The 22527-nt window shown below is 52.8% G+C and carries 25 protein-coding genes, 1 tRNA gene and 1 other RNA gene; 3 read left to right on the forward strand and 24 right to left on the reverse strand.

What is annotated here, in order from left to right; genetic code table 11:
• Positions 1 to 356: 356 nt before the first annotated feature.
• The 22 genes from BM181_RS11835 to BM181_RS11940 all read right to left on the reverse strand — a co-directional run bounded on the left by BM181_RS11835 (position 357) and on the right by BM181_RS11940 (position 19296).
• Positions 357 to 590 (reverse strand): pro-sigmaK processing inhibitor BofA family protein, encoded by a 234-nt coding sequence (locus BM181_RS11835; protein WP_075445208.1) that lies wholly within the window; start codon positions 588 to 590, stop codon positions 357 to 359.
• Positions 590 to 1186 (reverse strand): recombination mediator RecR, encoded by a 597-nt coding sequence (recR, locus tag BM181_RS11840; RefSeq protein WP_075445210.1) that lies wholly within the window; start codon positions 1184 to 1186, stop codon positions 590 to 592. Before recR ends, BM181_RS11835 begins: the two co-directional genes overlap by 1 nt.
• A gap of 2 nt (positions 1187 to 1188) precedes the next feature.
• Positions 1189 to 1524: a YbaB/EbfC family nucleoid-associated protein gene (locus tag BM181_RS11845; protein ID WP_075430492.1), complete on the reverse strand. Its 336-nt coding sequence runs from the start codon at positions 1522 to 1524 to the stop codon at positions 1189 to 1191.
• A 206-nt stretch (positions 1525 to 1730) separates the two neighbouring features.
• The gene (locus BM181_RS11850; protein ID WP_075445212.1) at positions 1731 to 3524 is read right to left on the reverse strand and encodes a glycoside hydrolase family 9 protein; all 1794 of its coding nucleotides are present in this window, start codon (positions 3522 to 3524) and stop codon (positions 1731 to 1733) included.
• Between the two features lie 14 nt (positions 3525 to 3538).
• Complete coding sequence (locus BM181_RS11855) at positions 3539 to 4336, reverse strand: glycoside hydrolase family 16 protein (RefSeq protein WP_256211377.1); 798 nt, start codon at positions 4334 to 4336, stop codon at positions 3539 to 3541.
• 25 nt (positions 4337 to 4361) lie between these two features.
• A complete protein-coding gene (locus tag BM181_RS11860; protein WP_075445214.1) occupies positions 4362 to 5783 on the reverse strand; it encodes a 6-phospho-beta-glucosidase in 1422 nt (473 codons plus the stop codon).
• Between the two features lie 2 nt (positions 5784 to 5785).
• The gene (locus BM181_RS11865) at positions 5786 to 6109 is read right to left on the reverse strand and encodes a PTS sugar transporter subunit IIA (RefSeq protein WP_075445216.1); all 324 of its coding nucleotides are present in this window, start codon (positions 6107 to 6109) and stop codon (positions 5786 to 5788) included.
• A gap of 9 nt (positions 6110 to 6118) precedes the next feature.
• Positions 6119 to 6421 (reverse strand): PTS sugar transporter subunit IIB, encoded by a 303-nt coding sequence (locus tag BM181_RS11870; RefSeq protein ID WP_075430501.1) that lies wholly within the window; start codon positions 6419 to 6421, stop codon positions 6119 to 6121.
• A 52-nt stretch (positions 6422 to 6473) separates the two neighbouring features.
• On the reverse strand, positions 6474 to 7712 hold the full coding sequence (locus BM181_RS11875; RefSeq protein ID WP_075445218.1) for a hypothetical protein: 1239 nt from the start codon (positions 7710 to 7712) through the stop codon (positions 6474 to 6476).
• Between the two features lie 16 nt (positions 7713 to 7728).
• The gene (locus BM181_RS11880; protein WP_075445220.1) at positions 7729 to 9072 is read right to left on the reverse strand and encodes a PTS sugar transporter subunit IIC; all 1344 of its coding nucleotides are present in this window, start codon (positions 9070 to 9072) and stop codon (positions 7729 to 7731) included.
• A 256-nt stretch (positions 9073 to 9328) separates the two neighbouring features.
• A complete protein-coding gene (locus tag BM181_RS11885; protein ID WP_075445222.1) occupies positions 9329 to 10171 on the reverse strand; it encodes a MurR/RpiR family transcriptional regulator in 843 nt (280 codons plus the stop codon).
• Positions 10168 to 11874 carry a DNA polymerase III subunit gamma/tau gene (gene dnaX / locus BM181_RS11890; RefSeq protein WP_075445224.1) on the reverse strand — a complete coding sequence of 569 codons (1707 nt, stop codon included), beginning with the start codon at positions 11872 to 11874 and terminating at the stop codon, positions 10168 to 10170. Before dnaX ends, BM181_RS11885 begins: the two co-directional genes overlap by 4 nt.
• An 80-nt stretch (positions 11875 to 11954) precedes the next feature.
• Positions 11955 to 12054, reverse strand: an RNA gene (gene ffs / locus BM181_RS11895) — signal recognition particle sRNA small type.
• A 51-nt stretch (positions 12055 to 12105) separates the two neighbouring features.
• Positions 12106 to 12197, reverse strand: a tRNA-Ser gene (locus BM181_RS11900).
• Between the two features lie 153 nt (positions 12198 to 12350).
• Complete coding sequence (locus tag BM181_RS11905; RefSeq protein ID WP_075445226.1) at positions 12351 to 12998, reverse strand: hypothetical protein; 648 nt, start codon at positions 12996 to 12998, stop codon at positions 12351 to 12353.
• Complete coding sequence (locus BM181_RS11910; protein WP_075445228.1) at positions 12988 to 13374, reverse strand: response regulator; 387 nt, start codon at positions 13372 to 13374, stop codon at positions 12988 to 12990. Before BM181_RS11910 ends, BM181_RS11905 begins: the two co-directional genes overlap by 11 nt.
• A 166-nt stretch (positions 13375 to 13540) precedes the next feature.
• Positions 13541 to 14740: a NupC/NupG family nucleoside CNT transporter gene (locus tag BM181_RS11915; protein ID WP_075445230.1), complete on the reverse strand. Its 1200-nt coding sequence runs from the start codon at positions 14738 to 14740 to the stop codon at positions 13541 to 13543.
• Between the two features lie 95 nt (positions 14741 to 14835).
• Positions 14836 to 15222 carry a cytidine deaminase gene (locus BM181_RS11920; protein WP_075445232.1) on the reverse strand — a complete coding sequence of 129 codons (387 nt, stop codon included), beginning with the start codon at positions 15220 to 15222 and terminating at the stop codon, positions 14836 to 14838.
• A 95-nt stretch (positions 15223 to 15317) separates the two neighbouring features.
• Positions 15318 to 16640, reverse strand: coding sequence for a pyrimidine-nucleoside phosphorylase (locus BM181_RS11925; protein WP_075445234.1), 1323 nt, complete (start codon positions 16638 to 16640; stop codon positions 15318 to 15320).
• Between the two features lie 51 nt (positions 16641 to 16691).
• Positions 16692 to 17873 (reverse strand): phosphopentomutase, encoded by a 1182-nt coding sequence (locus tag BM181_RS11930; RefSeq protein WP_075445236.1) that lies wholly within the window; start codon positions 17871 to 17873, stop codon positions 16692 to 16694.
• A gap of 28 nt (positions 17874 to 17901) precedes the next feature.
• Positions 17902 to 18561 carry a deoxyribose-phosphate aldolase gene (gene deoC, locus BM181_RS11935; protein WP_075445238.1) on the reverse strand — a complete coding sequence of 220 codons (660 nt, stop codon included), beginning with the start codon at positions 18559 to 18561 and terminating at the stop codon, positions 17902 to 17904.
• A gap of 192 nt (positions 18562 to 18753) precedes the next feature.
• A complete protein-coding gene (locus BM181_RS11940) occupies positions 18754 to 19296 on the reverse strand; it encodes a GNAT family N-acetyltransferase (protein ID WP_075445240.1) in 543 nt (180 codons plus the stop codon).
• 142 nt (positions 19297 to 19438) lie between these two features.
• Here BM181_RS11940 and BM181_RS11945 point away from each other — a divergent pair, with 142 nt between their 5' ends.
• The 3 genes from BM181_RS11945 to nrdG all read left to right on the forward strand — a co-directional run bounded on the left by BM181_RS11945 (position 19439) and on the right by nrdG (position 21425).
• Positions 19439 to 20473: a mechanosensitive ion channel family protein gene (locus tag BM181_RS11945; protein WP_075445242.1), complete on the forward strand. Its 1035-nt coding sequence runs from the start codon at positions 19439 to 19441 to the stop codon at positions 20471 to 20473.
• A 161-nt stretch (positions 20474 to 20634) separates the two neighbouring features.
• On the forward strand, positions 20635 to 20919 hold the full coding sequence (gene nrdD, locus BM181_RS11950; protein WP_075445244.1) for an anaerobic ribonucleoside-triphosphate reductase: 285 nt from the start codon (positions 20635 to 20637) through the stop codon (positions 20917 to 20919).
• A gap of 2 nt (positions 20920 to 20921) precedes the next feature.
• Complete coding sequence (nrdG, locus tag BM181_RS11955) at positions 20922 to 21425, forward strand: anaerobic ribonucleoside-triphosphate reductase activating protein (protein WP_075445246.1); 504 nt, start codon at positions 20922 to 20924, stop codon at positions 21423 to 21425.
• Positions 21426 to 21485: 60 nt separating this feature from the next.
• Here the strand turns inward: nrdG and BM181_RS11960 are convergent, their stop codons facing one another.
• Together BM181_RS11960 and BM181_RS11965 are read right to left on the reverse strand one after the other, a co-directional pair.
• Positions 21486 to 21902, reverse strand: a complete 417-nt coding sequence (locus tag BM181_RS11960) for a universal stress protein (protein WP_075445248.1) — start codon at positions 21900 to 21902, stop codon at positions 21486 to 21488.
• Positions 21903 to 21932: 30 nt separating this feature from the next.
• The gene (locus BM181_RS11965) at positions 21933 to 22364 is read right to left on the reverse strand and encodes a universal stress protein (RefSeq protein ID WP_075445250.1); all 432 of its coding nucleotides are present in this window, start codon (positions 22362 to 22364) and stop codon (positions 21933 to 21935) included.
• Between the last annotated feature and the right edge of the window lie 163 nt (positions 22365 to 22527).

A 22527-nucleotide genomic window follows, 5' to 3' on the forward strand; every position in this document is an offset into this window, starting at 1 on the left:
AACATCTGGCTTGAATCATGTTGCATGATTCATTCTGCATTGTTTAGTTTTCAGAGAACAATCTCTGGTTCTTTCGAACCGTGCCGCTCATCTTAGCGACTTGTTTATTATATCGCGTTGAGTTTTCTCTGTCAAGAACTTTTTTAAATTCTTTTTGACTGAATTCGGAACCAACATGTTTCAATCCCTTACCAGTCAAGGCTTCGCGGGTTCACATCGTGTGCCGTATCTCTCAGCGACTTGTATTATGATACACGTCTTTTCCTCATATGTCAACACTTTTTTTCATTTTTTGCATGTTTTTATGAATAGATCCCTGACCGCCAGCATCAGCCAGTACAGCCAGGGATCTATTCTCAGTTCATCAGCAGGACGATGATTACCCCCGGAACTCCGAGTACACCTGCCAGCAAAGCTTTCACAAAGGTGATTTGGATACCAGCTCCAAACAGGTTGACCACCCACAACAAAACAGCACCCACCACACTGTTCGTAATGAGTTTCCACAATAGCTTCATCGGCAAGGCAATGATCTTGCCGATCAGGCAGAGTACAATAAGGCCCACTGCAAAGGCCACGATGATTTCCATTAGATTTCCCTCCGATTTTCCATTGCCTTGGATAAGGTCACCTCATCCGCATACTCAAGATCGCCGCCAATCGGCAGGCCATGCGCGATGCGCGTGACTTTTACTCCCATTGGCTTGAGCAGCTTGGCAATATACATGGCAGTTGCCTCCCCCTCAACATTCGGGTTCGTCGCCATAATGACCTCCTTGACTGTATCATCAGCCAGACGGTTCAACAGTTCTTTGATGCGTATCTGGTCAGGCCCCACACCTTCGAGCGGGGACAGAGCGCCATGAAGCACATGATAGACGCCGTGAAAATCACGCATGCGCTCCATCGCTGCAACATCCTGCGGCTGCTCGACCACGCAGATAAGCGAATGATCGCGCTGGTCGCTGCCACAGATTGCGCAGGGGTTCTGGTCGCTGAGATTGAAGCAGGTATTGCAATAACCGATCTTCTCCTTCGCTTCGACGATAGCACCAGCTAAAGCCTTGGCCTGCTCCACATCCATATCCAGCACATGATAAGCAAGACGCACTGCCGTCTTGTTTCCAATCCCCGGCAGTGCGCGAAAATGCTCTATCAGTTTTGCAAGCGGTGCAATGTATTGCACAATCAGAACATCCCTGGCGGCAAACCAAGACCACTCGTCAGCTTGCCCATCTCAGAGGCCATCATATCGTCTACTTTCTTGATGGACTCATTGAATGCTGCCGAGATCAGATCCTGCAGCATCTCAACATCTTCCGGATCGACAGCTGCCGGATCGATGACCAGCGACTGCACCTGCTTCTCGCCATTCATGACAATCTTGACTGCGCCGCCACCAGCCGTGACCTCAACAGTCTTGCGTTTGAGTTCGTCCTGCATCTTCTTCATTTCGTTCTGCATTTTCTGGACTTTTTTCATCATGCCGGCCATTTGGCCCATGTTGCCCATTCCACCAAACATGTTATTGCTCCTCTCATCACACGCTGTTAACCAAGCATGCTTGTCTTTCTTTTTTCACTTCCTCTAGCCTACCAAAATAACGTGCCAACGTCAACCATAATCCGCAACAGCCTACGCGAACAAAAAATCCCGCCGTCTGCACGACAGCGAGATTTTTTGCAGAAACAGTTTTCCAAAGTTTTGCTATAGGTTTGAAAAAGAGAATCTTACTTCGCCACGACGGGGAAATCGCGCGTAAGCTTTATCTGAGATGCCGTAAGAGCTTCCGGTTTGGCAAACCATGCCAGAGCATAGGCTGCCGTTCCCGTATAGTCGATGGCATACTCATTCGTAGACCAGGACGACAGGACATCCAAATAGGATTTTGCCGTCGGGATATGGCCGCTCTCCAGATACTTCGTCTGATCCGGATCGCCACCCGATACTGCATTCGGTCCACCAACCAAGAGGCCCGGGATATAGGCGCCCGTGCTCTCATGGATGCGGTTGTGCGGATGCTCGGGCGGATTAGATCCGGCCCCAGTGAGGAAGCTCTTATCGAGCGAATTGCGGCCAAACATGTAATGGATCTGGGACAAAGCACCTTCGACATAGGCCTGTTTCGGCTCAAGCTGATATGCCATCAGCAGCATATCGCCCTGCGTCATGGCATTCTTCGTCGAGGCCCAGGTGTATTCTTCTTTCGACAGCGCACAGCCAAAGCCGTCTTTAGCGATCTTGCCAGCAATCATATCCGCATAATCGAGATAAACCTTCTTTACCTCGGTCTGCAGACCTGCATCCGCATTCTTGGACATCGCATAGGCAAACTGCGCCAAGGCCAGCGTGTTATCCCAAGTGAAGAAGCCCGGTGCTTTGGTGAACTCCGCCTTGTTCGCCTTGAGATACTCTTCATATTTCTTGTCGCCCGTCGTACGGAACATTTCAGCGGCCATCCACAAGCGCTCCTGAATGTCATTCGTATCGTTGTACGGACCCGAACCGCTTTCCTGGCCTTCATCCACGCGATAGACCGATTCTTTCGTCTTGGCCAGATAGCCCCATACCTTGTCGGCATCCTTCAGCAGCGACTTGGCATATGCCGGATCGAAATCCTTGTAGACGCGGCCACCAATAGCCAGGCTGGCACCATACATCGCCGTGCTAGCCGAGCAAGTGCTGTATAAGAAGCGCTCCTGCGTATCCGTATCAGGGCTCTTGTCAAAGCCCGGCCACTGGGCACCAGATACCTTATGGAACGTACTGCCATCCTTGCGCATCATCTTTTTCATGAAATCAAATTCGTACTTGACTTCATTGAGCGCATCCGGCAGATTCTTATCGTACTTGATGCCTTTCGGGAACAACAGCTGCCCCTTCGTGAAATGATCAGGATGCGCCTCATAGGCCAGCAGCAGCTCAGCAGCGGCAATGCCAGCTGTCGTCGTGTATTTGCCGTAATCGCCGGCATCATACCAGCCGCCTGTCACATCGACTTTATCGCCCTTCTTATTGAGCTTGTCCGTGAAATACACCTTGGCTTCTTTGTCCTGCGCATGGCCGTTTTTGACTTTGAGGCCCGTGATACCCGCATCATCAATCGGCGTGCCGCTGCGCGTCAGCGTATAGGAACGCCAGGTCTGGACCGCTGGGACAGCATAGACATTGTCGCCGATAGCAAAGTCATAGGATTCACGATTGCCCACTTTGAGCTTATATGTACCAGGCGTTTTGAGCCCTGTGAAATCCGCCCGGCGCAGCGTTTCCTCAGACATCGGATCAGCCTTGGCTGCCGACAGTTTCCCCGTATAGACAACCTTCCCCGTCTTGGCATCGACTACGCTGAAATCCGTATCGCCGGAATCCGTTACCATAGCTACTTTTTCATAGCCAGTAAGGTAGCCGACCTGATCGACATGCATACCAGCATCGGCAGCTTCCGTAAGGGATGCCATCCCGCAGGTTCCTAGCATGGCAATCCCCGCCAGTACCAACTGGCAAAGTCTTTTCTTGCTCTGCATGATACTATCACTCCTTATTCTGCAAACGGCGTATACTTGATGGATTTGTATTCAGCCACCAGCGGCATGTTGTCATCTTTGAAGGGCTTGAGCCACTCATCGACGCCTTTGCCACACCATGCGTTCATAAGGATGCGGCCCTTCGTGCACGGCAGGTCGCCCCCTTCGACACGGTAGACCTCTTTGCCATCGACATACCAGATGATAGAGTTCTTGTGCCACTCGAATGCGTAGGTATGGAAGTCTTCCGATGCATCAAAGCCCAGGTCGATCATCTTCTCATGACCACCAACACCCTTGCGGAAATAGTTGAGCTGAACCTTCGTGGTGTCCTTGCCAAGTACCTCGAAGTCGATCTCATCCCAGTCGTTGCCGTTGTCATAAGGACCCGTGCAGGTAAAGAACGAGGAGACAACACCATCATTCTTGATGGCCTTCATCGTCGTTTCAAAACGGCCATAACCATAGAAATTCTTGGTACGATACTCACCACCGGAATACGGAACCTTATCCGCCGCCGGATTCGGCGAAGCATCAACAATCAACTGCATTGCACCATCTTCAAATGTGACATTTTCTTTATGCCAGAATACATTGAACGGATTGCCATTCGTCCAGCCATCCGAAGGGATGGAGATGTCATTCTGCCCGCCTTTCGTCAAATCGATCGTAAAGGCATCACTGGCTTTCGTTTCCGCTGCCGGTGCAGCAGAAACAATTGCCGGCGAAACCACATCCAGCGAAACAGAGACCGGAGCTGCCAGTGCAGCCAAAACTGCTACTGCCAAAGCTTTCTTGCGAATATCCATCATTCTGTATTCCTCCCGATTCATATAATCAATACGTTAGATCTTCACCATTGCTGGCAATGACTTTCTGATACCAATAGAAGGATTTCTTGGGCGAACGCGCAAGTGTACCCTCGCCTTTGTTGTTTTTGTCGACATAGATGAAGCCGTAGCGTTTCTCCATCTCACCCGTGCTGGCTGAGACGAGGTCGATTGGCCCCCAGGGGCAGTACCCCATCAGCGTGATGCCGTCTTTTTCGATGGCATCCTTCATCTGCGCAATATGCTCAGCAAAATACTTGATGCGCTCATCGTCATGCACCACACCGTCCTCTGCCGGTTCTTCATGCAGGCCAATGCCGTTTTCCACGATCATCATCGGCAGCTCATAGCGTTCCGCCAGGACATTGAGCATATAGCGCAGGCCGACCGGATCGATCTGCCAGCCCCAATCCGATGCCTTGACATACGGATTCGGGACTTCCTTGCCCATATGGATCTTGCCATTCGGGTCATACTCGCTGACAAAACTCATGTAGTATGACAGGGCGAAATAATCCACCTTGCCTTCCTCGAGCAGCGCAAGATCGCCGTCTTCCATCTCGATATGATAGCCGCGGTTCTCCCACTCTTTGAGCATGTACTGCGGATAATGACCGCGGCACTGGACATCGCCATAGTAGAAGGTACGGTCCATCTCCTTGAGTGCTGCCATCTGATCCAGCGGCTTGGACGTGGCCGGATAGACAGGCGACATCGCGAGCATGCAGCCAATCTGGAAATCCGGATTGATTTTATGCCCCTCGATGACTGCCTTAGCCGACGCGACAAACTCATGATGTGCTACCTGGTAGAGAACCTCATAGCGATCCTCCCCGTCCTGGTAGAGCACACCAGAATTCGTGAACGGAGCAAACGCATCATCGACATTGCGCTGATTGTTGATTTCGTTGAACGTCATCCAGTACTTCACTTTATCCTTATAACGCTCAAAGCAAGTCACAGCAAAGCGGACAAACATGTCGACAAGCTTGCGGTTGCGCCAGCCGCCATACTCTTTGACCAGATGATAGGGCATCTCAAAATGCGAGAGCGTGATGACCGGTTCCATGCCATATTTATGCATCTCATCGAAAAGATCATCGTAGAACTTCAGCCCCTCTTCATTAGGCTCCAGCTCATCCCCATTCGGGAAAATGCGCGTCCAGGCAATACTTGTACGGAAGCATTTGAAACCCAGCTTGGCCAGCAGAGCGATATCCTCTTTATAATGCGAATAGAATTCGATCGCCTCATGATTCGGATAGATCTTGCCTGGCAGGACACCATCGGTGATCTCACGCGGTTTGCCAGGACCGCCGACCGTCATGACATCGGCAACGCTTATGCCTTTGCCGCCTTCTTTCCAGCCACCTTCAAGCTGATGGGCTGCTACTGCGCCGCCCCAGAGGAAACCTTTTGGGAAACTCATAATCAGGCCTCCTTCTCAGCATCAAAGCGCTTGTACACTTCGATGAATTCCAATGCAATCGTCTTAAAGCCTTCAGCACTCATCAGCTGATCTTCAGCATGGAGAATCAGCAGATTGATGTTGCCACCCTCACCCGAAGCCTCCTTCTGCAAGAGCCCCGCATGAGCATCATGACCTTCAACAAACGCCTCATCACCATCTTTTATGAGTCTCTCTGCCGATTCGTAATTGCCTTTTTTGGCCTCTTGAATAGCCTCAATATAGCAGCTGCGGGCCGTGCCGACAGCCGAAATAATCTGAAATGCAGTAAGTTCCAAACCTTCCATTATAAAACCTCAATCCTTCATAAGTTTACGCGCGAAATCCAGAGCACCCTTGCCATCCATGCGGCCATACATGCGCATGTCGATTGCATCTACCGGAATCCCCGGAATCTGCTCGGCAATCTTGTTCTTCTGGAAGCGGATCTGCGGTCCCAGCAGGACACAGTCCGCATCAGCTGCCTTCGTTGCCGCCTCCGATGCGGAGAACGCATCGATCGAGCAATCGTAGTTATCAGCAGCTGCTGCCTCTTTCATCTTCTTGACCAGCATGCTCGTGGACATCCCCGACGCACAAAGCAAAACAATCTTTTTCATGATAAACTCTCCCCTTTGACTTTGGAAAAACTATAGTATTGACAAATCACGCTTAGAAATGGTAATCGAGCTGGGTGCGGATAAGGTTGCGTTTGAACGACTTTTTCTCCCACCATTCGCCATCGGCTTTCTGCGACATGCCGCAGTCAGCAATCTGATAGAACGTCTCCCATTCGACATTCTTCCACGGCACATATTTGAAGCCGACCGTCCAGCCCTTGGAATCCTTGAGCAGCGATCCCCAAGCATCATCAGCCCAGATATTGCCATGCGCCTGGATGTCATGGTAGCGCAGATAAGCACCGAACGAACCGACGACCGATGGATTCGTCCACTTATAATCCAGTCGGGCCAGATAGGCACGGTTATTATCCTGTTCACCTGGGTCTGCCTGATAATTCGTCTGCACATAATCCGCAGTAAGCCGCAAATTCTTAGCAACATTCGTCGCCGCACTCAAAACAAATCCCTGATTGCCAAATGGAGTCTTCTGTTTGCCATCTTCATAGAATTTATTGATTTCACCAGTACGGCCAACATTCAACTTTGCATAGGCAAGATTGATATCGAAGTTATGACCAATTGGGCCGCGGATTGTCGGGCCCCACATCGAAAAGTCCGCATTATCATACTCAGCCATCGCGTAGTAGAAAGCACCAGCTCGCAATCCTTGTTTCGTAATCGGATAGCTTACATCGATACCACTCGTGGTGCAGCCAAGCAACGAGAACTGCATGCCAAGCGGACTCCACTTACGGCCCGCATTGATTTCCAAACCGTTCTTGAGATTGCCCGTAAGCCAAATACGCTGGATCTGTCCATGCTCTCTCTTCAATTTACCTTCCGTGCCATTACCAGTCTGATGCGCGAACCGCTGATTTGTCTCGCTCTGGAAATGACCTGTCCATTCATCATTGATTTTGAGATCACCCAGCAAGTTCAGATAATAACGGGAATTATCCTTCTCATCAGCCCAGGCATCACCTTGATTGCGAGCGTTATCCTTGTCCCACGATGCACGTACAAAACCATAGATTTTGACGCGATCCTGCTCTGCCTTCAATGCTTGAATATCATTTTTGTTCTTATTCGCTACCGTCTTTGCATTCTTCAGCTTGTTGTTTTCCTGTTTCAACGCTTTGAGCTGCTCAGCCAGCTGTTGCTGCTGTGCCTCCAATGCAGCAATGCGTGCAGTGACATCTGTCTCGTCAGCCGGTGCTGCACATACCGTTCCCGTAAGCCCCATAGTCAATCCCAGCAGGATAGCTCCCGTTTTTTTACGATTCATCATCTAACTCCCCTTTATCTCAATGTGTAGTGACTGCATCCGTATCTTCGACGTTCTCCTCAGACTGCTCACCGCGTTCCTCTTTAAGGAAGGCATTGTCCTGCGCCTTGAGGAACGGGAAGTAGACAGCCGTAGCGATGGCAAGGTTCACAATCTGTACGACAGCGCCCTGCCAGCCACCGAGCAAGAAGCCAGCGATTACCGGCGGCGTCGTCCAGGGAACCTGTACAGCACTGAACGGAGCCATGAAGCCCAGCGAAATCGAGAAATACGTGACAAACATAGCCAGCAGCGGTACCAGGATAAACGGTACGAGCAGATACGGATTGAAGACGATCGGCAGGCCGAAGATGATCGGCTCATTGATATTGAAGAGTCCCGGAACAAAGGCCATCTTCATCAAGGATTTAAGCTGCTGCGAACGGGCCGTAATCGCACCGGCAATCAGCAGGCCCAGCGTAAGGCCACAGCCACCGCTCTTGACAAACACATCATTGATCTGGCAAGTGAATATCTTAGCCTGCGGGTTGTTGATAAGGCTCATGCCCGCATCGATGATATGCTGGTTGTCCAACGAGTTGGCAATCAAGAGCGGGCTGACTACACCGCCGACAACGTTCGGGCCATGGATACCAGCCCAGAACAGGATGCTCTGCAAACCGACGATGATCGAACCACCAGCCAGCGAATCCGAAAGACCCTGCAGCGGCGTCTGGATGACTTTGAAAATAAGCTCTGGCAGCGTCGTAGCGCCGATATAATGGCAAAGGCCATAGAGTACCGATGCCGTTGTGAAGAAGATCATACCCGGTACCAGAGCCGTAAAGGCTTTGGCAACGCCCGAAGGCACCGAATCCGGCATCTTGATGCCGATATGATTCTTCTCGCAATAGCAGAACACATACGAAACAAAGAAGGCAATGATGATTGCCGTGATGACACCGTTACTGCCAGCCCAAGCCTTCGGAATGATATCACCAACAGTCTCCCCACCCTTGGTGATGATGGACGGCGGCAGCAGGATCAGGAACGTGGACAAGGCCAGGATCGACGCCATGATTGCATCGCAGCCTTCGTTCTCTACATATTTATACGTGATAGACAAAACTACGATAAGTGCCAGCACGCTGAACGTACCACCAGCAACTGCATTGAGCGGTGCCGTCCAATCGTTGCCGAATAGCGAAGCCATGAACTCAGCATAACCGGGAATCGGCAGATTTGCGAGCAGCAGGAACACCGAACCGCAAATCGTGAATGGCGTCGTCATGATGAAACCATCACGCAGAGCTGCTACAGCACGAATCTGAGCGAACTCTCCCATGAATTCGATAAACTTATCGAACAGTTCTTGTTTACTCATGTTCTTTTTCCTCTTTTCCAATAGTCGATAACCTTGAGGCTGCGCGCCCAGCCCCGTCCCCTTAAGGTAAGTCTAATATAACACGCCGTACTTTTTGCGCACAATAACGCCAAACCAATACGAAACACTGATTCAACGAAGTGCACAGAAAGATTCTTTGTGCTGTATCACTGTTACATATATTGCAGGTATTTGAAATATTCTGTTATTTACGCATAAAAAAAGGCTTCCCCGCAGGGAAGCCAGAAAATCTTCATCAGTAGTAAAAATGCTTGTTGAGCCACTGCTCCTTTTGCTGGGCATTTTTGTAATCCACCCGTGTCATCAGCACAGCAAACAAGATATCGGTCACGTATTTCGCCGTCAGCAGGAAGACGCGCGGCCCCAATTCTTCCATGGACTTCACCGTCGCCACAGGAAAAACCACCTCTGCCATGGAGGCCAGGGACGAATGCGGTGCCGCCGTCAGCAGGATGATGGAATTGCCCCGGAGTTTGAGCAGATGCGCGATATCGAGCAGCATACGGTTCTCGCCCGTCCGGCTGATGAAAAATGCCACATGATCCTTGGGCGCACCAGTCGCCTGCAAATACTGCATGGTCATAGCCGGATGAACGGTCGAACACTTATTGGCCATGATGAAGCTGGAAGCAGCCATATTCGCGATATCGAGATTGTTGTCCGTCGCGTAGAAATCAATATGGTTCGTCTTGTTGAGCAGCGCCAGCGCCCGCACAAAATCAGCCGGGTCGAGCATCGTCCGCGTATCCTTGATCGCATCGAGCTCAATACTCGTAACCTTATCCAGCAGCGAGTGCACGGAGTCGCGATCCGTCATGACAAGCTCATCGCCATGGGGCCGTTCAATATAGCGCATCATCTCCGCCAGGAATTTGACCCGGAACTCCGTATAACCGCCAAACCCCAGCTTCTGGCTGAAGCGGACGATCGCTGCGGAGCTCGTAAAGGTTTCCTTGGCCAGCTGGCGCGTAGACATTCCTGGCAGCATGCGGAAATGCGTCAGCAGATAGTCCGCAATCATCGCCTCAGATTCCGAAAATCCTGTCTTCTCTTGCAGTTGCTTCACTAACCCTGTCATTTGTCATCCTCGATTTCTACTACATGATCCCCAAAATAGTTGAAAGCCGTCTCCAGCGGCGCCCGCTCCTCCGGCGGAATGTCATTGAGGTCCACCGGAATGGTTGGCGGCTCCTCTGGCAGCGGAATGGATTCCGCCCGCGGTTTTGGTTTGGGACGCGGCGGCGGAGCCATCGGCATGTCTTCGCCACTGCACGACAGATGCAGTTCGCGCCCCGTGATTTCCTGCAGCAGCGCTTCAAGCTGCTGCCGATAATTGCGCATCGTCAGCGACGCCATCAGACTGCCCTTGAATTGGATGAAAAACTGCTTTTCAGTCATACCGGCAAAACTTCCCTGCTGTACACAGGCCAGGATCGGCATCTTATTGGTCTCCCGCAATCTGCGCAACAGGGTATCCCAGACCTCTGCATCAGCCGCCGTGACCTCCAGCGGCGCAGGCGGCGGTGCAGTCTGCGCCTGGACCGGAGGTGCAGGGCGCACAGCAGCTTTGGCAGCTGCTGCCGGAGCTGCCGGTCTTGCTGCCAGAGCTGCCGTTACCTGGGCCAGCTTGGCCTCCAGCTGGGCGATGCGCGGATCTGCGGCTGCCGCAGGCGCAGCCGCCGGATTGACGGCAGCTGCCTCCGGACGGCACAAAGCCAGCAGGGCAACCTCGACTGTGATGCGCGGCTGCGGCGACCATTTCATTTCGTTCATTGCCTCATGCAGGCGCTTGATCATCTGCATGATCTGCTCTGACGTAAATAGCTGCGTCTGCTCCTTGAGCACTTCATCCTGCTCAGCATATAGATCCATATTCGCTACCGTACCTGCGGCCTGATAGATCATCAAACTGCGCAGGTGCAGCGAAAGCTCCGCCACGATCTGCTTGAGATCCTTGCCATCCCGCAAGAGCTCCGCGATGATTTCGAGCACTTCCTGCGCCTTATGTGCGGCCAAAGCCCTTGTCATGCGGTAGATCCAATCATGACCGACAAGACCTAGGATCTGCCGCACGCGCTCAGCCGTGATCTTCCCCTCAGCCAGCGCCGAACATTGATCGAGGATCGAGAGGGCATCACGCAGACCACCATCGGCCTGGACAGCAATCATCGTCAGGGCCTCATCCTCAGCATCCAGCTGCATTTCCTCGGCCACATAAGCCAGCCGCTCACGGATCTCCTCCACCGTGATGCGCTTGAAATCGTAGCGCTGGCAGCGCGACTGGATCGTCGCCGGCACCTTGTGCGCCTCCGTAGTCGCCAGGATGAAGACGACATGTGCCGGCGGCTCCTCCAGCGTCTTGAGCAGCGCATTGAAAGCCTCCGACGTCAGCATATGGACCTCATCGATGATATAGACCTTATAACGGCCATCCACCGGTGCGAATTTCACCGTCTCACGCAGGTCGCGGATCTCATCGATACCACGGTTCGAAGCCGCATCGATCTCAAAGACATCCATCGACGAACCATCATTTATCTTGCGGCACTGCTCACACTCGCCACAGGGATCAGGCGTCGGGCCCTGCTCACAGTTCAACGCTTTCGCCAAGATCTTAGCTGTACTTGTCTTACCTGTACCACGCGGGCCTGAAAACAGATAGGCATGACCGATGCGCCCCGATGTGATGGCATTGGACAAGGTCCGGCTGATATGTTCCTGCCCCACCAGGTCCTTGAAACTGCCCGGACGCCATTTCCGGTATAATGCAATATACGCCATAACCCGTCTCCCCTTTGACTTTCTGCATACAAAAAAAGGATAGCCTTTTGCTATCCTTATTCTTTTCCACGTCGGACCACAGTCCCCAGGCGACCTTGCGGCACATGAAGCGGCCCTCTTATCGCTGCTTCCTTCCGGACCTGACGAGGTTCGCGGGACTTCATTGCGCAAGACCCAGACACTATGGCCCGACCTGAAAAAGAATAATCCTTATAAAAATAAATAAAAAAATGGCGGAGAGTGAGAGATTCGAACTCTCGATACAGCGTTCACCGTATACACGCTTTCCAGGCGTGCTCCTTCAACCACTCGGACAACTCTCCACAATGCTCTACAAAAGTAAGCTATTTATTTTTCGCTATTGTGCTTGCCGCTTAACAACAGAATTTATTATAAAGGCTAAAACGATATCTGTCAACACTTTTTTTTAATTTTCCTAGAAAAGAAAAGGAGCAGCAACTCTGCCCCTGATTATATCAGAAAAATTCATCTACCGCCAGCACAATCTGGAAAGCTCCCACTGACGTGTAGACCCGCAGGCACAGTTGATGGCTCCCCTGCGGAACGACATCTTTTCCCCACCGCGGCAATTGCAGCTCACCTTCGAGATCCTGTCTTGCCATCGCCACCGAGAACAGCCCCTGCACCACATTAAGGAACTCAGAACAGGCATCGATCGCCATGTCGTCGACCTCTGTCAGCGAATCATCTTCGCTGTAACGGCGTGCAAGCTCCAAAAAAACAGATTCGCTGGCAATCACGCCTCCCACGAAGTCAAAGTCACCATCGATGCGGACAGATGCCGCATACGCAGGCGACGGCTCAGTCTCCTGGCAAGGCTCCTGGGCAATCACAGCTTCCGTATGCACAAGCTCACGGAGCTTTTCGATGAATATCTCCACATACGCCGTATAGATCGACAATTCACCTGGTGAGTAGCCATCACCGGCCGCCCGCAGCAAAGCCGTTCGCACTGGCCGCGTATCGACCGTCTCGACCTTCGGCAACAGCCGGACCATAGCCCCTTCATTTTCCTCGCCTTGTTTCAGAAGCACCTGTATCTCTTCGGGCGTATGTTTCTCCTCGTTGAGCAGGCACTGGGCGATATTGTACTTACTTGCCATTCGCAGCGACCTTCTTTCGGACCGTCTCGATGGTCTTCTTGATCTGGTCGCTGGAGTATGGTTTCTGGATGAAATCCATTGCCCCCATCTTGAGGGTAACCATGAGCTTCTGCGGCGTTCCTGCCGACGAAAGCATGACAACCGGCAGATCAGGATTCACTTCCTTGATGACCTGCAATGCCTCGATGCCTCCAACTTCCGGCATCACGATATCCAAAAAGATACAGTCGACAGATTCCTGCAGATTGATCATGACTGCCTCTTTGCCATTCTCCGCTTCCAACACCTCGCAGTCCAGTGCCTCCAGTTCCTGGCGCAGTTTCTTGCGCAGCATTTTGGAATCGTCCGTAATCAGCACTCTAAGTTTTCTATCCAAAATTAACGCCCCCTCAGCAATATCTCTTGCTTCTGCAAATCTTTGTTCTTCGTGATATGCATTCAATCAATGCGATGTATTACTTAATTCGGCGGCCTGCCTGCAAACTCCTTCCCTGCAAAAAAAAGAACCTGACAAAAAGCCAGGTTCTTGCTTTGTTCAGCGATTACCAGATAAAAAGGCCAGCGATGCCTGCCGACAGCAGCGATACCAGGATACCGGACAGCAGCATGTAGCCGACATTGCGGGAAATCAGATCGTTCTTGTCCTCGTCGACAATGCCCTTGAAGCAGCCGATGATCATACCGACCGTCGAGAAGTTGGCAAAGGACGTGATGAAGACTGTCAAGACGCCCTGCATGTGCACACTGAAGTCCGCCATGATGTCCTTGACATTAAGCATGACGACAAACTCGTTCGTGATGAGCTTCGTGCCCATGTACTGCGCCAGCTGGAATGCCTCGCCAGCATCCAAGCCGAGCAGCCAGGCAAACGGGAACATGATGCAGCCGAGGATATTCTCCAACGTGACTGACGGATGGATGAGGACGAGCAGCTTATCGATGAGTGCTGCCAGAGCAACGAACGCGATGACGTTGGCGCAGATGATGAGTACCAGGCGGCCAGCGCCAAGGATCGAGTTGCCGAGGAAGGAGAAGAACGGCTGACGCTCAGCTCCGTTGTCATCCAGCGTAGCGATGACATCTTCCTTTTCCGAGACCCGTACCGGATGCAGCAGGTTCGAAACAATCAGCGCGTTGATGCAGTTGAGCGGAACAGCCGTCAGAATGAATTCCGCCGGCATCATCTTCGTGTAGACACCAATCAGGGCAGCCGTGACACAGCTCATGGACATCATGGCCAGCGTCAGGTTGCGGTCAGCCTTCATGCGCTTGAGCTGCAGCGTGGAGACAGCCAGTGCCTCCGTATTGCCAAGGAACATCATCTCGATGGCAAAGAACGACTCAAACTTCGGCGTGCGCGTGATGAACGCCAGTGCCTTGCCGATCCAACGGATGACAAACGGCAGGATGCCGATGTACGTCAAGATATCAAAAAGCGGTACAACCAGCAGGATCGGCAGCAGTGCCGAGGTGAAGAAGTTCATCTGCTCGACATGGACCCAATCGGGGAAAGCAAAGGCAATACCATCGTAAGCAACGCTGACAAGCCAGACGAAGCCTGCCGCTGCACCAGATACGATGTCACGGCCGATTGGGAACGTCGTCAGGAACCAGGCGATGAACACATTCAAAAGCAACAGCGCACCAACACAGCGCCACTGAATCTCTTTACGTTTCTTGGATAAAAGAACGCCAATGGCCAGAAAGACCACTACACCAAGAAGATTGATAATGAAATACATCTTTTTCTTTCTCTCCTTTTTGCATCATGAGAAAATAAGGACACGAGTCCTATTTTCGCACACGCATCTGGTATTGTCAAACTTTATCTATGAATTTAGAGATCTTTTTCAGTAAAGGCAAACGGAAGGACTTCCTCCAGGGTAACCACCTTTACATCCCCCTTGAGATTCGCCATGATGATGCGGTTGATGTGGAACTCTCCCATGACTTGACGGCAGGCACCACATGGTGAACACGGCCCCTCGGTATCGGCAATCAAAGCGATGGCCTCAATCTCGCGTTCGCCCTCGGATACCGCCTTGAAGATGGCCGTACGCTCCGCACAGTTGGTCAGCGGGTAGCTTGAGTTCTCCACATTGCAGCCGCCGTACACATTGCCCTTCTTCGTCAGCACCGCCGCACCGACTTTGAAGTTGGAGTACGGGCTATAAGAAAACTCACGGTACTTGCGCGCGACTTCAATCAATTCTTTGTCATTCACGCTAAAACACTCCCTCAATACAAAATTTATTGACAATTTTGCCGATAAAAAACGCCTCCCCCAGGGGAGGCATTCTTTATCCCTCGCCGCAACAATCAATACTTTTCGACTTTGTCCTTCTCCACGCGGGCATAGACCAGTGGCTCTTTGACCGGCTGGGTATCGCCGATGACTACAGCCTCGCGGTACAGGCGCTCCGCATCCTTCAGCGATGCTTCCTTGGACGTGTAGAGCGTCACCAGGCTGTCGCCCTTCTTGACGGCATCACCAAACTTCTTGTGCAGGACAAGACCTGCCGAGAAGTCAATGTCGCTGTCCTTCGTCTCGCGGCCAGCACCAAGGATGACCGACGTCTCACCGATCTCCTCCGCATTCATCTTGGTGATGAAACCATCGCGCTCAGCCAAGACTTCCTGCTTGTATGGTGCCTGGGCAAACTTCTCATAGTCGCGCAGCACGGAGTCATCGCCGCCCTGTTCACGGACCATCGTGCAGAACGTCTCGAAGGCACTGCCATCGGCAATGGCTTTCTCCGCCATCGCCCGGCATTCCTCGATCGTGCCTTTGCCAACGAGATACAGCATGTTCTCAGCCAGCTGCAGCGATACTTCCGTAAGGTCAGCCGGGCCACGGCCCTTGAGGACATCCATCGACTCGATGACTTCCAGGCTGTTGCCGATGCCAAAGCCCAGCGGCGTATCCATATCGGTGATCAACGCCACCGTGCGGCGGCCAGCGCCCTCGCCGATGGCTACCATCGTCTGCGCGAGCTTGATCGAGTCATCGAGCGTCTTCATGAAGGCACCGCTGCCCGTCTTGACGTCCAGCAGGATGCAGTCGCTGCCAGCTGCCAGTTTCTTGCTCATGATGGAGGAAGCAATGAGCGGGATGCTGTCGACCGTAGCCGTGACATCACGCAGCGCATAGAGTTTCTTATCAGCCGGAGCCAGATTGCCCGACTGGCCAATGAGGCTCATACCGCATTTGTTGACCGTATCGAAGAATTCCTTGCGGTCGAGCACCGTGCGATAGCCCGGGATCGCCTCGAGCTTATCGACCGTGCCGCCCGTATGCCCAAGGCCGCGGCCTGACATCTTGGCAACCTTGCCGCCACAGGCCGCCACGATTGGTGCCACGATCAGCGTCGTCTTGTCGCCGACACCGCCCGTAGAATGCTTGTCGACCTTTTTGCCAGCAATAGCCGACAGATCGATCATATCGCCAGACTGCGCCATGACTTTCGTGAGTTCTGTGATCTCATGATCGTTCATGCCGTTGAACCAGATGGCCATCGTCATTGCGGACATCTGATAGTCAGGAATCTCACCATTGACATATCCCGTGATCATGAACTGGATTTCCTCATCCGTCAGGACCTCGCCATGTTTTTTCTTCGTGATAAGATCATACATTCTCATTGCTGCATATCTCCTTTATATAACAGGGGAGGTGATGCCTCCCCCTTATTATCAGTCTTTCACCAGCCGTGGCAGCAGGCTCTCGCCCTTCGTCTTGAGCTCGCAGCCGAACATATCCGCAATCGTTGCCCCGATCATCGCAAAGGTCGGATACGTGCCCAGATTCAAACCAGCCTTGATCTGCTTGCCATAGACGAGCAGTGGCACATACTCACGCGTATGATCCGTGCCTGGAGCTCCCGGATCGCAGCCGTGGTCAGCCGTGATCATCAGCACATCGTCGTCGCGCATCTTGGCCATGAACTCGCCGAGCTGGCGGTCAAAGACCGTGGCAGCCTCAGCATAGCCATCGATATTGCGACGGTGGCCGTACTGCATATCAAAGTCGACCAGGTTCACGAAGCACAGGCCCGTGAAATCCTCATCCATGAGCTTCAGCGTCTTTTCCATGCCATCGACATTGTCCTTGTTGATGCCAAGGCTGCGGCTGATGCTGCGGCCAGCAAAGATATCCGAGATCTTGCCGACACCAATCGTCTCCAGCCCCTTGCGCTGCAAGGCGTCCATCATCGTATCACCGGTCGGGTCAAGGGAGAAGTCATGACGGCGCGACGTGCGCGTATAATCCGGGAAACTACCGACATACGGACGGGCAATGACACGGCCGACACCGTGCTCGCCCTGCAGGATCTCGCGAGCCGTCTTGCAGTAGCCATAGAGTTCCTCGATGGGAACATCCGCCTCATTGGCAGCAATCTGAAATACGCTGTCTGCCGACGTGTAGACGATGAGCCCCCCCGTCTTTTCCTGCTCCTGCCCATAGTCATGGATGACCTGCGTACCCGAATAGGGCTTATTGCAGAGTATCTTCTTGCCAAAAGCCTTCTCCAGCTTCGCGATGAGGTCAGCCGGGAAGCCATCCGGATAGGTCGGCATCGGCCGCTCGGACACGATGCCCGCGATCTCCCAATGCCCCGTCGTCGTATCCTTGCCGCGCGAAAGCTCACGCAGGCGGGCAAATGCGCCGATTGGCTCTGCTTCCGGCGTGCCGCAGCCGACACCATCGATGTTGAACAGGCCAAGCTTCTTCATGTTCGGCGTGTCGTACTTCGGCGAAGCGGCGATGGATCTGAGCGTATTGCAGACATCGTCGCCAAACTCCGGCGCATCCGGCTCACGGCCAATACCATAGCTATCCAGAACAATGATGAACGCGCGTTTGAACTTACTCACTTTATACCCTTCCCTTCTAGCGCCACTGTTATTTGCCGATTTCGTCTTTGAGTACCTTGACCGCAGCACTGGCACCAAGACGCGTGCAGCCAGCCTTGAGGAAGCCTTCCATTTCCTCACGCGTATGGATGCCGCCAGCAGCCTTCATCTCAACGCCTTCGCCGATGTGCTTCTTGAAGAGTTCGATGTCTTCAAGCTTCGCACCAGCCGAGCCAAAGCCCGTCGACGTCTTGATGATATCAGCGCCAGCCTTCGTCACGCACTCACAAGCGGCAATCTTCTCCGCTTCCGTCAGGAAGCAGGTCTCTACGATGACCTTGAGCACGCGCTCGCCGCAGAGGCGCTTGAGGGCGCGGATTTCTTCAGTGACGTAATCCGTCTCGCCAGCCTTGAGCATGCCGATGTTGATGACCATGTCAATCTCTACGGCGCCATCAGCCAGAGCCTGTGCCGTCTCGGCAATCTTGGCTGCCGTATTGCAGTTGCCGTTCGGGAAACCAACTACCGTCGCGATCTTGAGCGAATCACCATACTGTGCCTTGATGCGCGGCACAAAGCAAGACGGCACCATGACCGTGGCCGTATGATATTCGACTGCCTCATCGCAGATTTTCTCGATATCTGCCCAGGTCGCCGTCTGTTTGAGATACGTATGATCGACACACGCTAAGATTTCCGTTGCTTTCATGAAAATTCCTCCCTATGGATAGGTAACTATGTTTACAAGGATTGACGAATCGCATCATCATGTTTCCCTTTGTTGCTATTATTGTATCGCTTTCCTTCGCATAATAAAAGGACACATGTCTTTAATCACCACGTATTTCATCGTGTTTTCTAAACATGTGTCCTGTTTTTCTTGTTTTTCCGGCAGCAGCGGTCAGCAGCCAAGCTCCAGCCCCTGCTCCCTGCGCGCGCGATATTCGCGATCGAGGATGCCGAGTATCACGAGATTCTCATAGACGCCATTGGTCAGTATCGTCTCCCGGATCAGCCCCTCGCGCAGCATGCCTTCCGATTCATAGAGATGCAAGGCCCGCGCGTTGTAGTCCTTGCAGTCGAGCCAGGCCCGGTGGAACCCCAAGGTATCGAAAGCCCAGGCCTTCAAAAGCTTCATCGCTTCATGCCCGTAGCCCAGCCCCTTCTTGCCGATGATGACATGCGTCCACTCGATTTCCTTGGCCGGTGTCGTCAGCCCATTGATCATCAGATAACCAACTGCCGCCCCCGTCGCCCGTTCTTCGACAATGACATCCATTGCGGCCTTGCCCTCCGCAATGATGCGCGTATGGAACTCCCGGTCAAAGGGTACGATGAACTTGAGGTTTTCCGGTTCGTATTCCAGCTTCATTATATAGTCCAGATCCGTGAGCTCTGCCTTGCGCAGCTGCAAGCGCTCTCCAGATTGCAGAATCTCGGCCATGCTATCACTCCGTTTCCTGAATTCGTGAAAATCACCTTTTCTTTTCACATAGGTATAGTATAATTAGAGAGATTTTTAAGTTCAAGTAATCCTGTCACGAAAACGACGATGAGGAGGTAATTTTTTGCCTAATTTAGCATGGATGGGCTGGATTGACTGGACCCATCTCCTTGAAATGTTGATCATTCCGGGCTGCATCCTGGCAGCATCGCTTACAGCCGGAATCACCATCAACCGTATCATCCACCGGCGGGTCGCCCAGCATCTCGACACCGATGAAGCCAGCTGGCAGTATATCTTCATCAACGCCTTGCAAGGCGTGCCGATCTCGCTCTGCCTCGTTGTCGGTCTCTACTGGATCGTCAACACCATCGACATCATCGAACCGCTTGTACGCATCTTCTCCTATATCCTGTTCACGGTCATCATCCTGTCGATCACCCGCGTCATCGCCCGTGCCGTCAGCGGCATCATCAACATGCAGATTGAGCGCTCCCAGCAGAAACTTCCCAAGACAACCCTGCTCAACGCCATCGTCAACTGCATCATCTACGCGATGGGCGGCCTTGTCATCCTCCAATACTATGGCATATCGATCGCCCCGATCCTCACCGCCCTCGGTGTCGGTGGTATGGCCGTCGCCCTCTCGCTACAGGAAACGCTGGCCAATATCTTCTCAGGCCTACACCTCATCCTGTCCAAGCAGCTGCGCATCGGCGACTACATCCGCCTCAGCACAGGCGAAGAAGGGCGCGTCACCGACATCACTTGGCGTTTCACTACTATTGTACCGGCTGGCGACGCCAACATGGTCGTTGTACCGAATCAAAAAATCGCGTCTTCGATCATCACCAATTTCAGCATGCCGCGCCGCGACATCGTCATCAAGATCCCCATCGGCGTCGCCTATGGCAGCGATCTTGACCTGGTGGAGCGCGTGACCCTCGAAGTCGCGGAAAAAACACTGCAAGAGGTCGATAAGGATGTGAAGATCAAGCCTGCCGTGCGCTTCCACACCTTCGGCGAGTCCAGCATCGATTTCAACGTGCTCATGCATTCCAGCCGTTTTGACCATCAATTCATCATCCGTCACGAATTCATCAAAGCACTCACCAAACGCTATCGCGAAGAAGGAATCGAGATTCCTTACCCGATCCGCACGGTTATCCACTCGTAATCCACAAAAGGGAAAATAATCTGTGGATAACAATATATAGTGTATCTATTGACTATCACCCCATACATATTGTATAATTTGTTCAGATTCAAGCAATGCCTTGCGTCAAAAGATCAGGCGCTGACGCGCACTTGCAATATAGGAAAAGGACGGGGATCATCATGGTAGTAAATGGTATTGATGTAACGATTGAAGGACTTTCTGATGTTTCCGAGCAGGAAATCATCAACTATATCGACTATGTCGAAAATGAGACAAACGATAAGATCGACACGCTGCGCATTTCGTCTGCTGGCGATGACACAGTAAACATCGATTACGTCCTGCAGCCGCACAAATTCGAGCGCATCCGCCGCATCACAGGCTATCTCGTCGGCACCATCGATCGCTGGAACGATGCCAAGAAGAGTGAAGAACACGACCGCGTCAAGCACGGCATGCACTGACGATGAAACTGCAGATTGCCGGTATCATCGATGACTCAATGGTCGACGGTGAGGGCATGCGGCTGACCGTCTTTACCCAGGGCTGCCCGCATCACTGTCCCGGCTGCCATAACCCTGCCACCCACGACTTTCGTGGCGGACGTGAGACGACCACCGAGGCCATCCTGGCTGAGGTCGATGCCAATCCGCTCCTCGCAGGCATCACGTTCAGTGGGGGCGAGCCCTTCATGCAACCCGCACCGCTGGCACGGCTGGCCCGTGAGATCCATGCCCGCGGCCTGACCGTCTGGAGCTACACGGGCTTCACGCTGGAAGAGCTGCAGCAACGCTGCAATCCTGCCATCAACGCGCTGCTCGCCGAAGTCGATGTGCTCATTGACGGCCGCTTCCTGGAGGAACAGCGGGACCTCACACTGGCCTTCCGTGGCTCCTCGAACCAGCGCATCATCGATATGCATCACTGGCGCAAAACCGGTAAAATCAAACTTTTATACACAGATACGTAAAAGGAGCAGCGGGAAGTTATCCACAACTTCCCGCTGCTCCTTTTTGTTGTCTGCTCTGTCTTATTTCACGACCAGTACCGGGCACTTGGACTGCTCGACGATGTACTGGCTGACGCTGCCGAGCAGCACGCCTTTGACAACACCGAGCCCGCGGCTGCCCATGACGATCATGTCCATCTCGTTAGTCGTCGCGAAGTCTAGGATGACGACTGCTGGCGAGCCCGTCTCCGAGAAGGCTTCCTTCTCGATGCCCGAGGGAACCATCTCCATTGCCCGGTCAAGGATGACGTTGCCAGCCTTGGTGACCGCCTCCAGGATCGCATCCGAAAGACAGGCATTGATGGCCAGCTGGTTGATATTCGCCACATACAGAAAGTTCAGCTTGGCTTCGCAGGCCTCAGCCAGCGCAATCGCCTGTGCTACCGCACGATCCGAACCTTCCGACCCATCTACTGGTACAAGGATATTTCTCGACATAGTATTACCCCCTTGATAAAATGCTCGAATTCATCTGGCCACCACCACAGAGACAGTCGCCCGTTCTACGATTTCCTGACTGACGCTGCCCAACAGAAAGCCTTCCACCACACCAAGTCCACGGCAGCCAATCACGATGAGCCCGGCCTGCTTTTCAGCGGCAAAGCCCAGGATCTCCTCAGCCGGGATTCCCGTGCGGCGATGATAGACGGCAGTGACCGACGCGGGAACGTATTTCCTCGCCCGCTCCAGCGCCTCCTGCCCCACGCGTCCGACCGGCCCCGCAATCGATGCAGGCAGCCAGGACTCCTGCTCATCGTCGGTGTCCGCATCGAAATACGAGACATGCAGCACGTCCAGGACAGCTCCTGTCGCCTGTGCCAGACTAGCGGCCAGCGTCACGGCCCGGTCAGCACCGGCAGATGAATCAACAGGAACCAAGATACGGGTAAGATTCTTCATATTTTCTTCCTCCCCCGTAATGCTTATATTGTATATTTCGGCAATTGCCGCAAAATTCCTCTAAATTTTCCCAATCTCCGCGAAAAAATCCCCAGGATTTATTCGTTGACAATAATTGCGAAAAGATGATACACTTTATAGAACACTTAACGGCTATTTAAAC

This window comes from Pseudoselenomonas ruminantium, assembly GCF_900113715.1.
Taxonomy (GTDB): domain Bacteria; phylum Bacillota; class Negativicutes; order Selenomonadales; family Selenomonadaceae; genus Selenomonas_A; species Selenomonas_A caprae.

Excerpts from the sequence above, each read along its gene's own strand:
- BM181_RS11885 (WP_075445222.1), bottom strand. The coding sequence starts at position 10,171 with ATGACAGGGTTAGTGAAGCAACTGCAAGAGAAGACAGGATTTTCGGAA.
- BM181_RS11925 (WP_075445234.1), bottom strand. The coding sequence starts at position 16,640 with ATGAGAATGTATGATCTTATCACGAAGAAAAAACATGGCGAGGTCCTG.
- BM181_RS11915 (WP_075445230.1), bottom strand. The coding sequence starts at position 14,740 with ATGTATTTCATTATCAATCTTCTTGGTGTAGTGGTCTTTCTGGCCATT.
- BM181_RS11845 (WP_075430492.1), bottom strand. The coding sequence starts at position 1,524 with ATGTTTGGTGGAATGGGCAACATGGGCCAAATGGCCGGCATGATGAAA.
- deoC (WP_075445238.1), bottom strand. The coding sequence starts at position 18,561 with ATGAAAGCAACGGAAATCTTAGCGTGTGTCGATCATACGTATCTCAAA.
- BM181_RS11860 (WP_075445214.1), bottom strand. The coding sequence starts at position 5,783 with ATGAGTTTCCCAAAAGGTTTCCTCTGGGGCGGCGCAGTAGCAGCCCAT.
- nrdG (WP_075445246.1), top strand. The coding sequence starts at position 20,922 with ATGAAACTGCAGATTGCCGGTATCATCGATGACTCAATGGTCGACGGT.
- BM181_RS11960 (WP_075445248.1), bottom strand. The coding sequence starts at position 21,902 with ATGTCGAGAAATATCCTTGTACCAGTAGATGGGTCGGAAGGTTCGGAT.
- BM181_RS11875 (WP_075445218.1), bottom strand. The coding sequence starts at position 7,712 with ATGATGAATCGTAAAAAAACGGGAGCTATCCTGCTGGGATTGACTATG.
- BM181_RS11855 (WP_256211377.1), bottom strand. The coding sequence starts at position 4,336 with ATGATGGATATTCGCAAGAAAGCTTTGGCAGTAGCAGTTTTGGCTGCA.
- BM181_RS11965 (WP_075445250.1), bottom strand. The coding sequence starts at position 22,364 with ATGAAGAATCTTACCCGTATCTTGGTTCCTGTTGATTCATCTGCCGGT.
- BM181_RS11880 (WP_075445220.1), bottom strand. The coding sequence starts at position 9,072 with ATGAGTAAACAAGAACTGTTCGATAAGTTTATCGAATTCATGGGAGAG.
- nrdD (WP_075445244.1), top strand. The coding sequence starts at position 20,635 with ATGGTAGTAAATGGTATTGATGTAACGATTGAAGGACTTTCTGATGTT.
- BM181_RS11870 (WP_075430501.1), bottom strand. The coding sequence starts at position 6,421 with ATGAAAAAGATTGTTTTGCTTTGTGCGTCGGGGATGTCCACGAGCATG.
- BM181_RS11940 (WP_075445240.1), bottom strand. The coding sequence starts at position 19,296 with ATGGCCGAGATTCTGCAATCTGGAGAGCGCTTGCAGCTGCGCAAGGCA.
- BM181_RS11865 (WP_075445216.1), bottom strand. The coding sequence starts at position 6,109 with ATGGAAGGTTTGGAACTTACTGCATTTCAGATTATTTCGGCTGTCGGC.
- BM181_RS11905 (WP_075445226.1), bottom strand. The coding sequence starts at position 12,998 with ATGGCAAGTAAGTACAATATCGCCCAGTGCCTGCTCAACGAGGAGAAA.
- dnaX (WP_075445224.1), bottom strand. The coding sequence starts at position 11,874 with ATGGCGTATATTGCATTATACCGGAAATGGCGTCCGGGCAGTTTCAAG.
- BM181_RS11835 (WP_075445208.1), bottom strand. The coding sequence starts at position 590 with ATGGAAATCATCGTGGCCTTTGCAGTGGGCCTTATTGTACTCTGCCTG.
- BM181_RS11945 (WP_075445242.1), top strand. The coding sequence starts at position 19,439 with ATGGGCTGGATTGACTGGACCCATCTCCTTGAAATGTTGATCATTCCG.
- BM181_RS11850 (WP_075445212.1), bottom strand. The coding sequence starts at position 3,524 with ATGCAGAGCAAGAAAAGACTTTGCCAGTTGGTACTGGCGGGGATTGCC.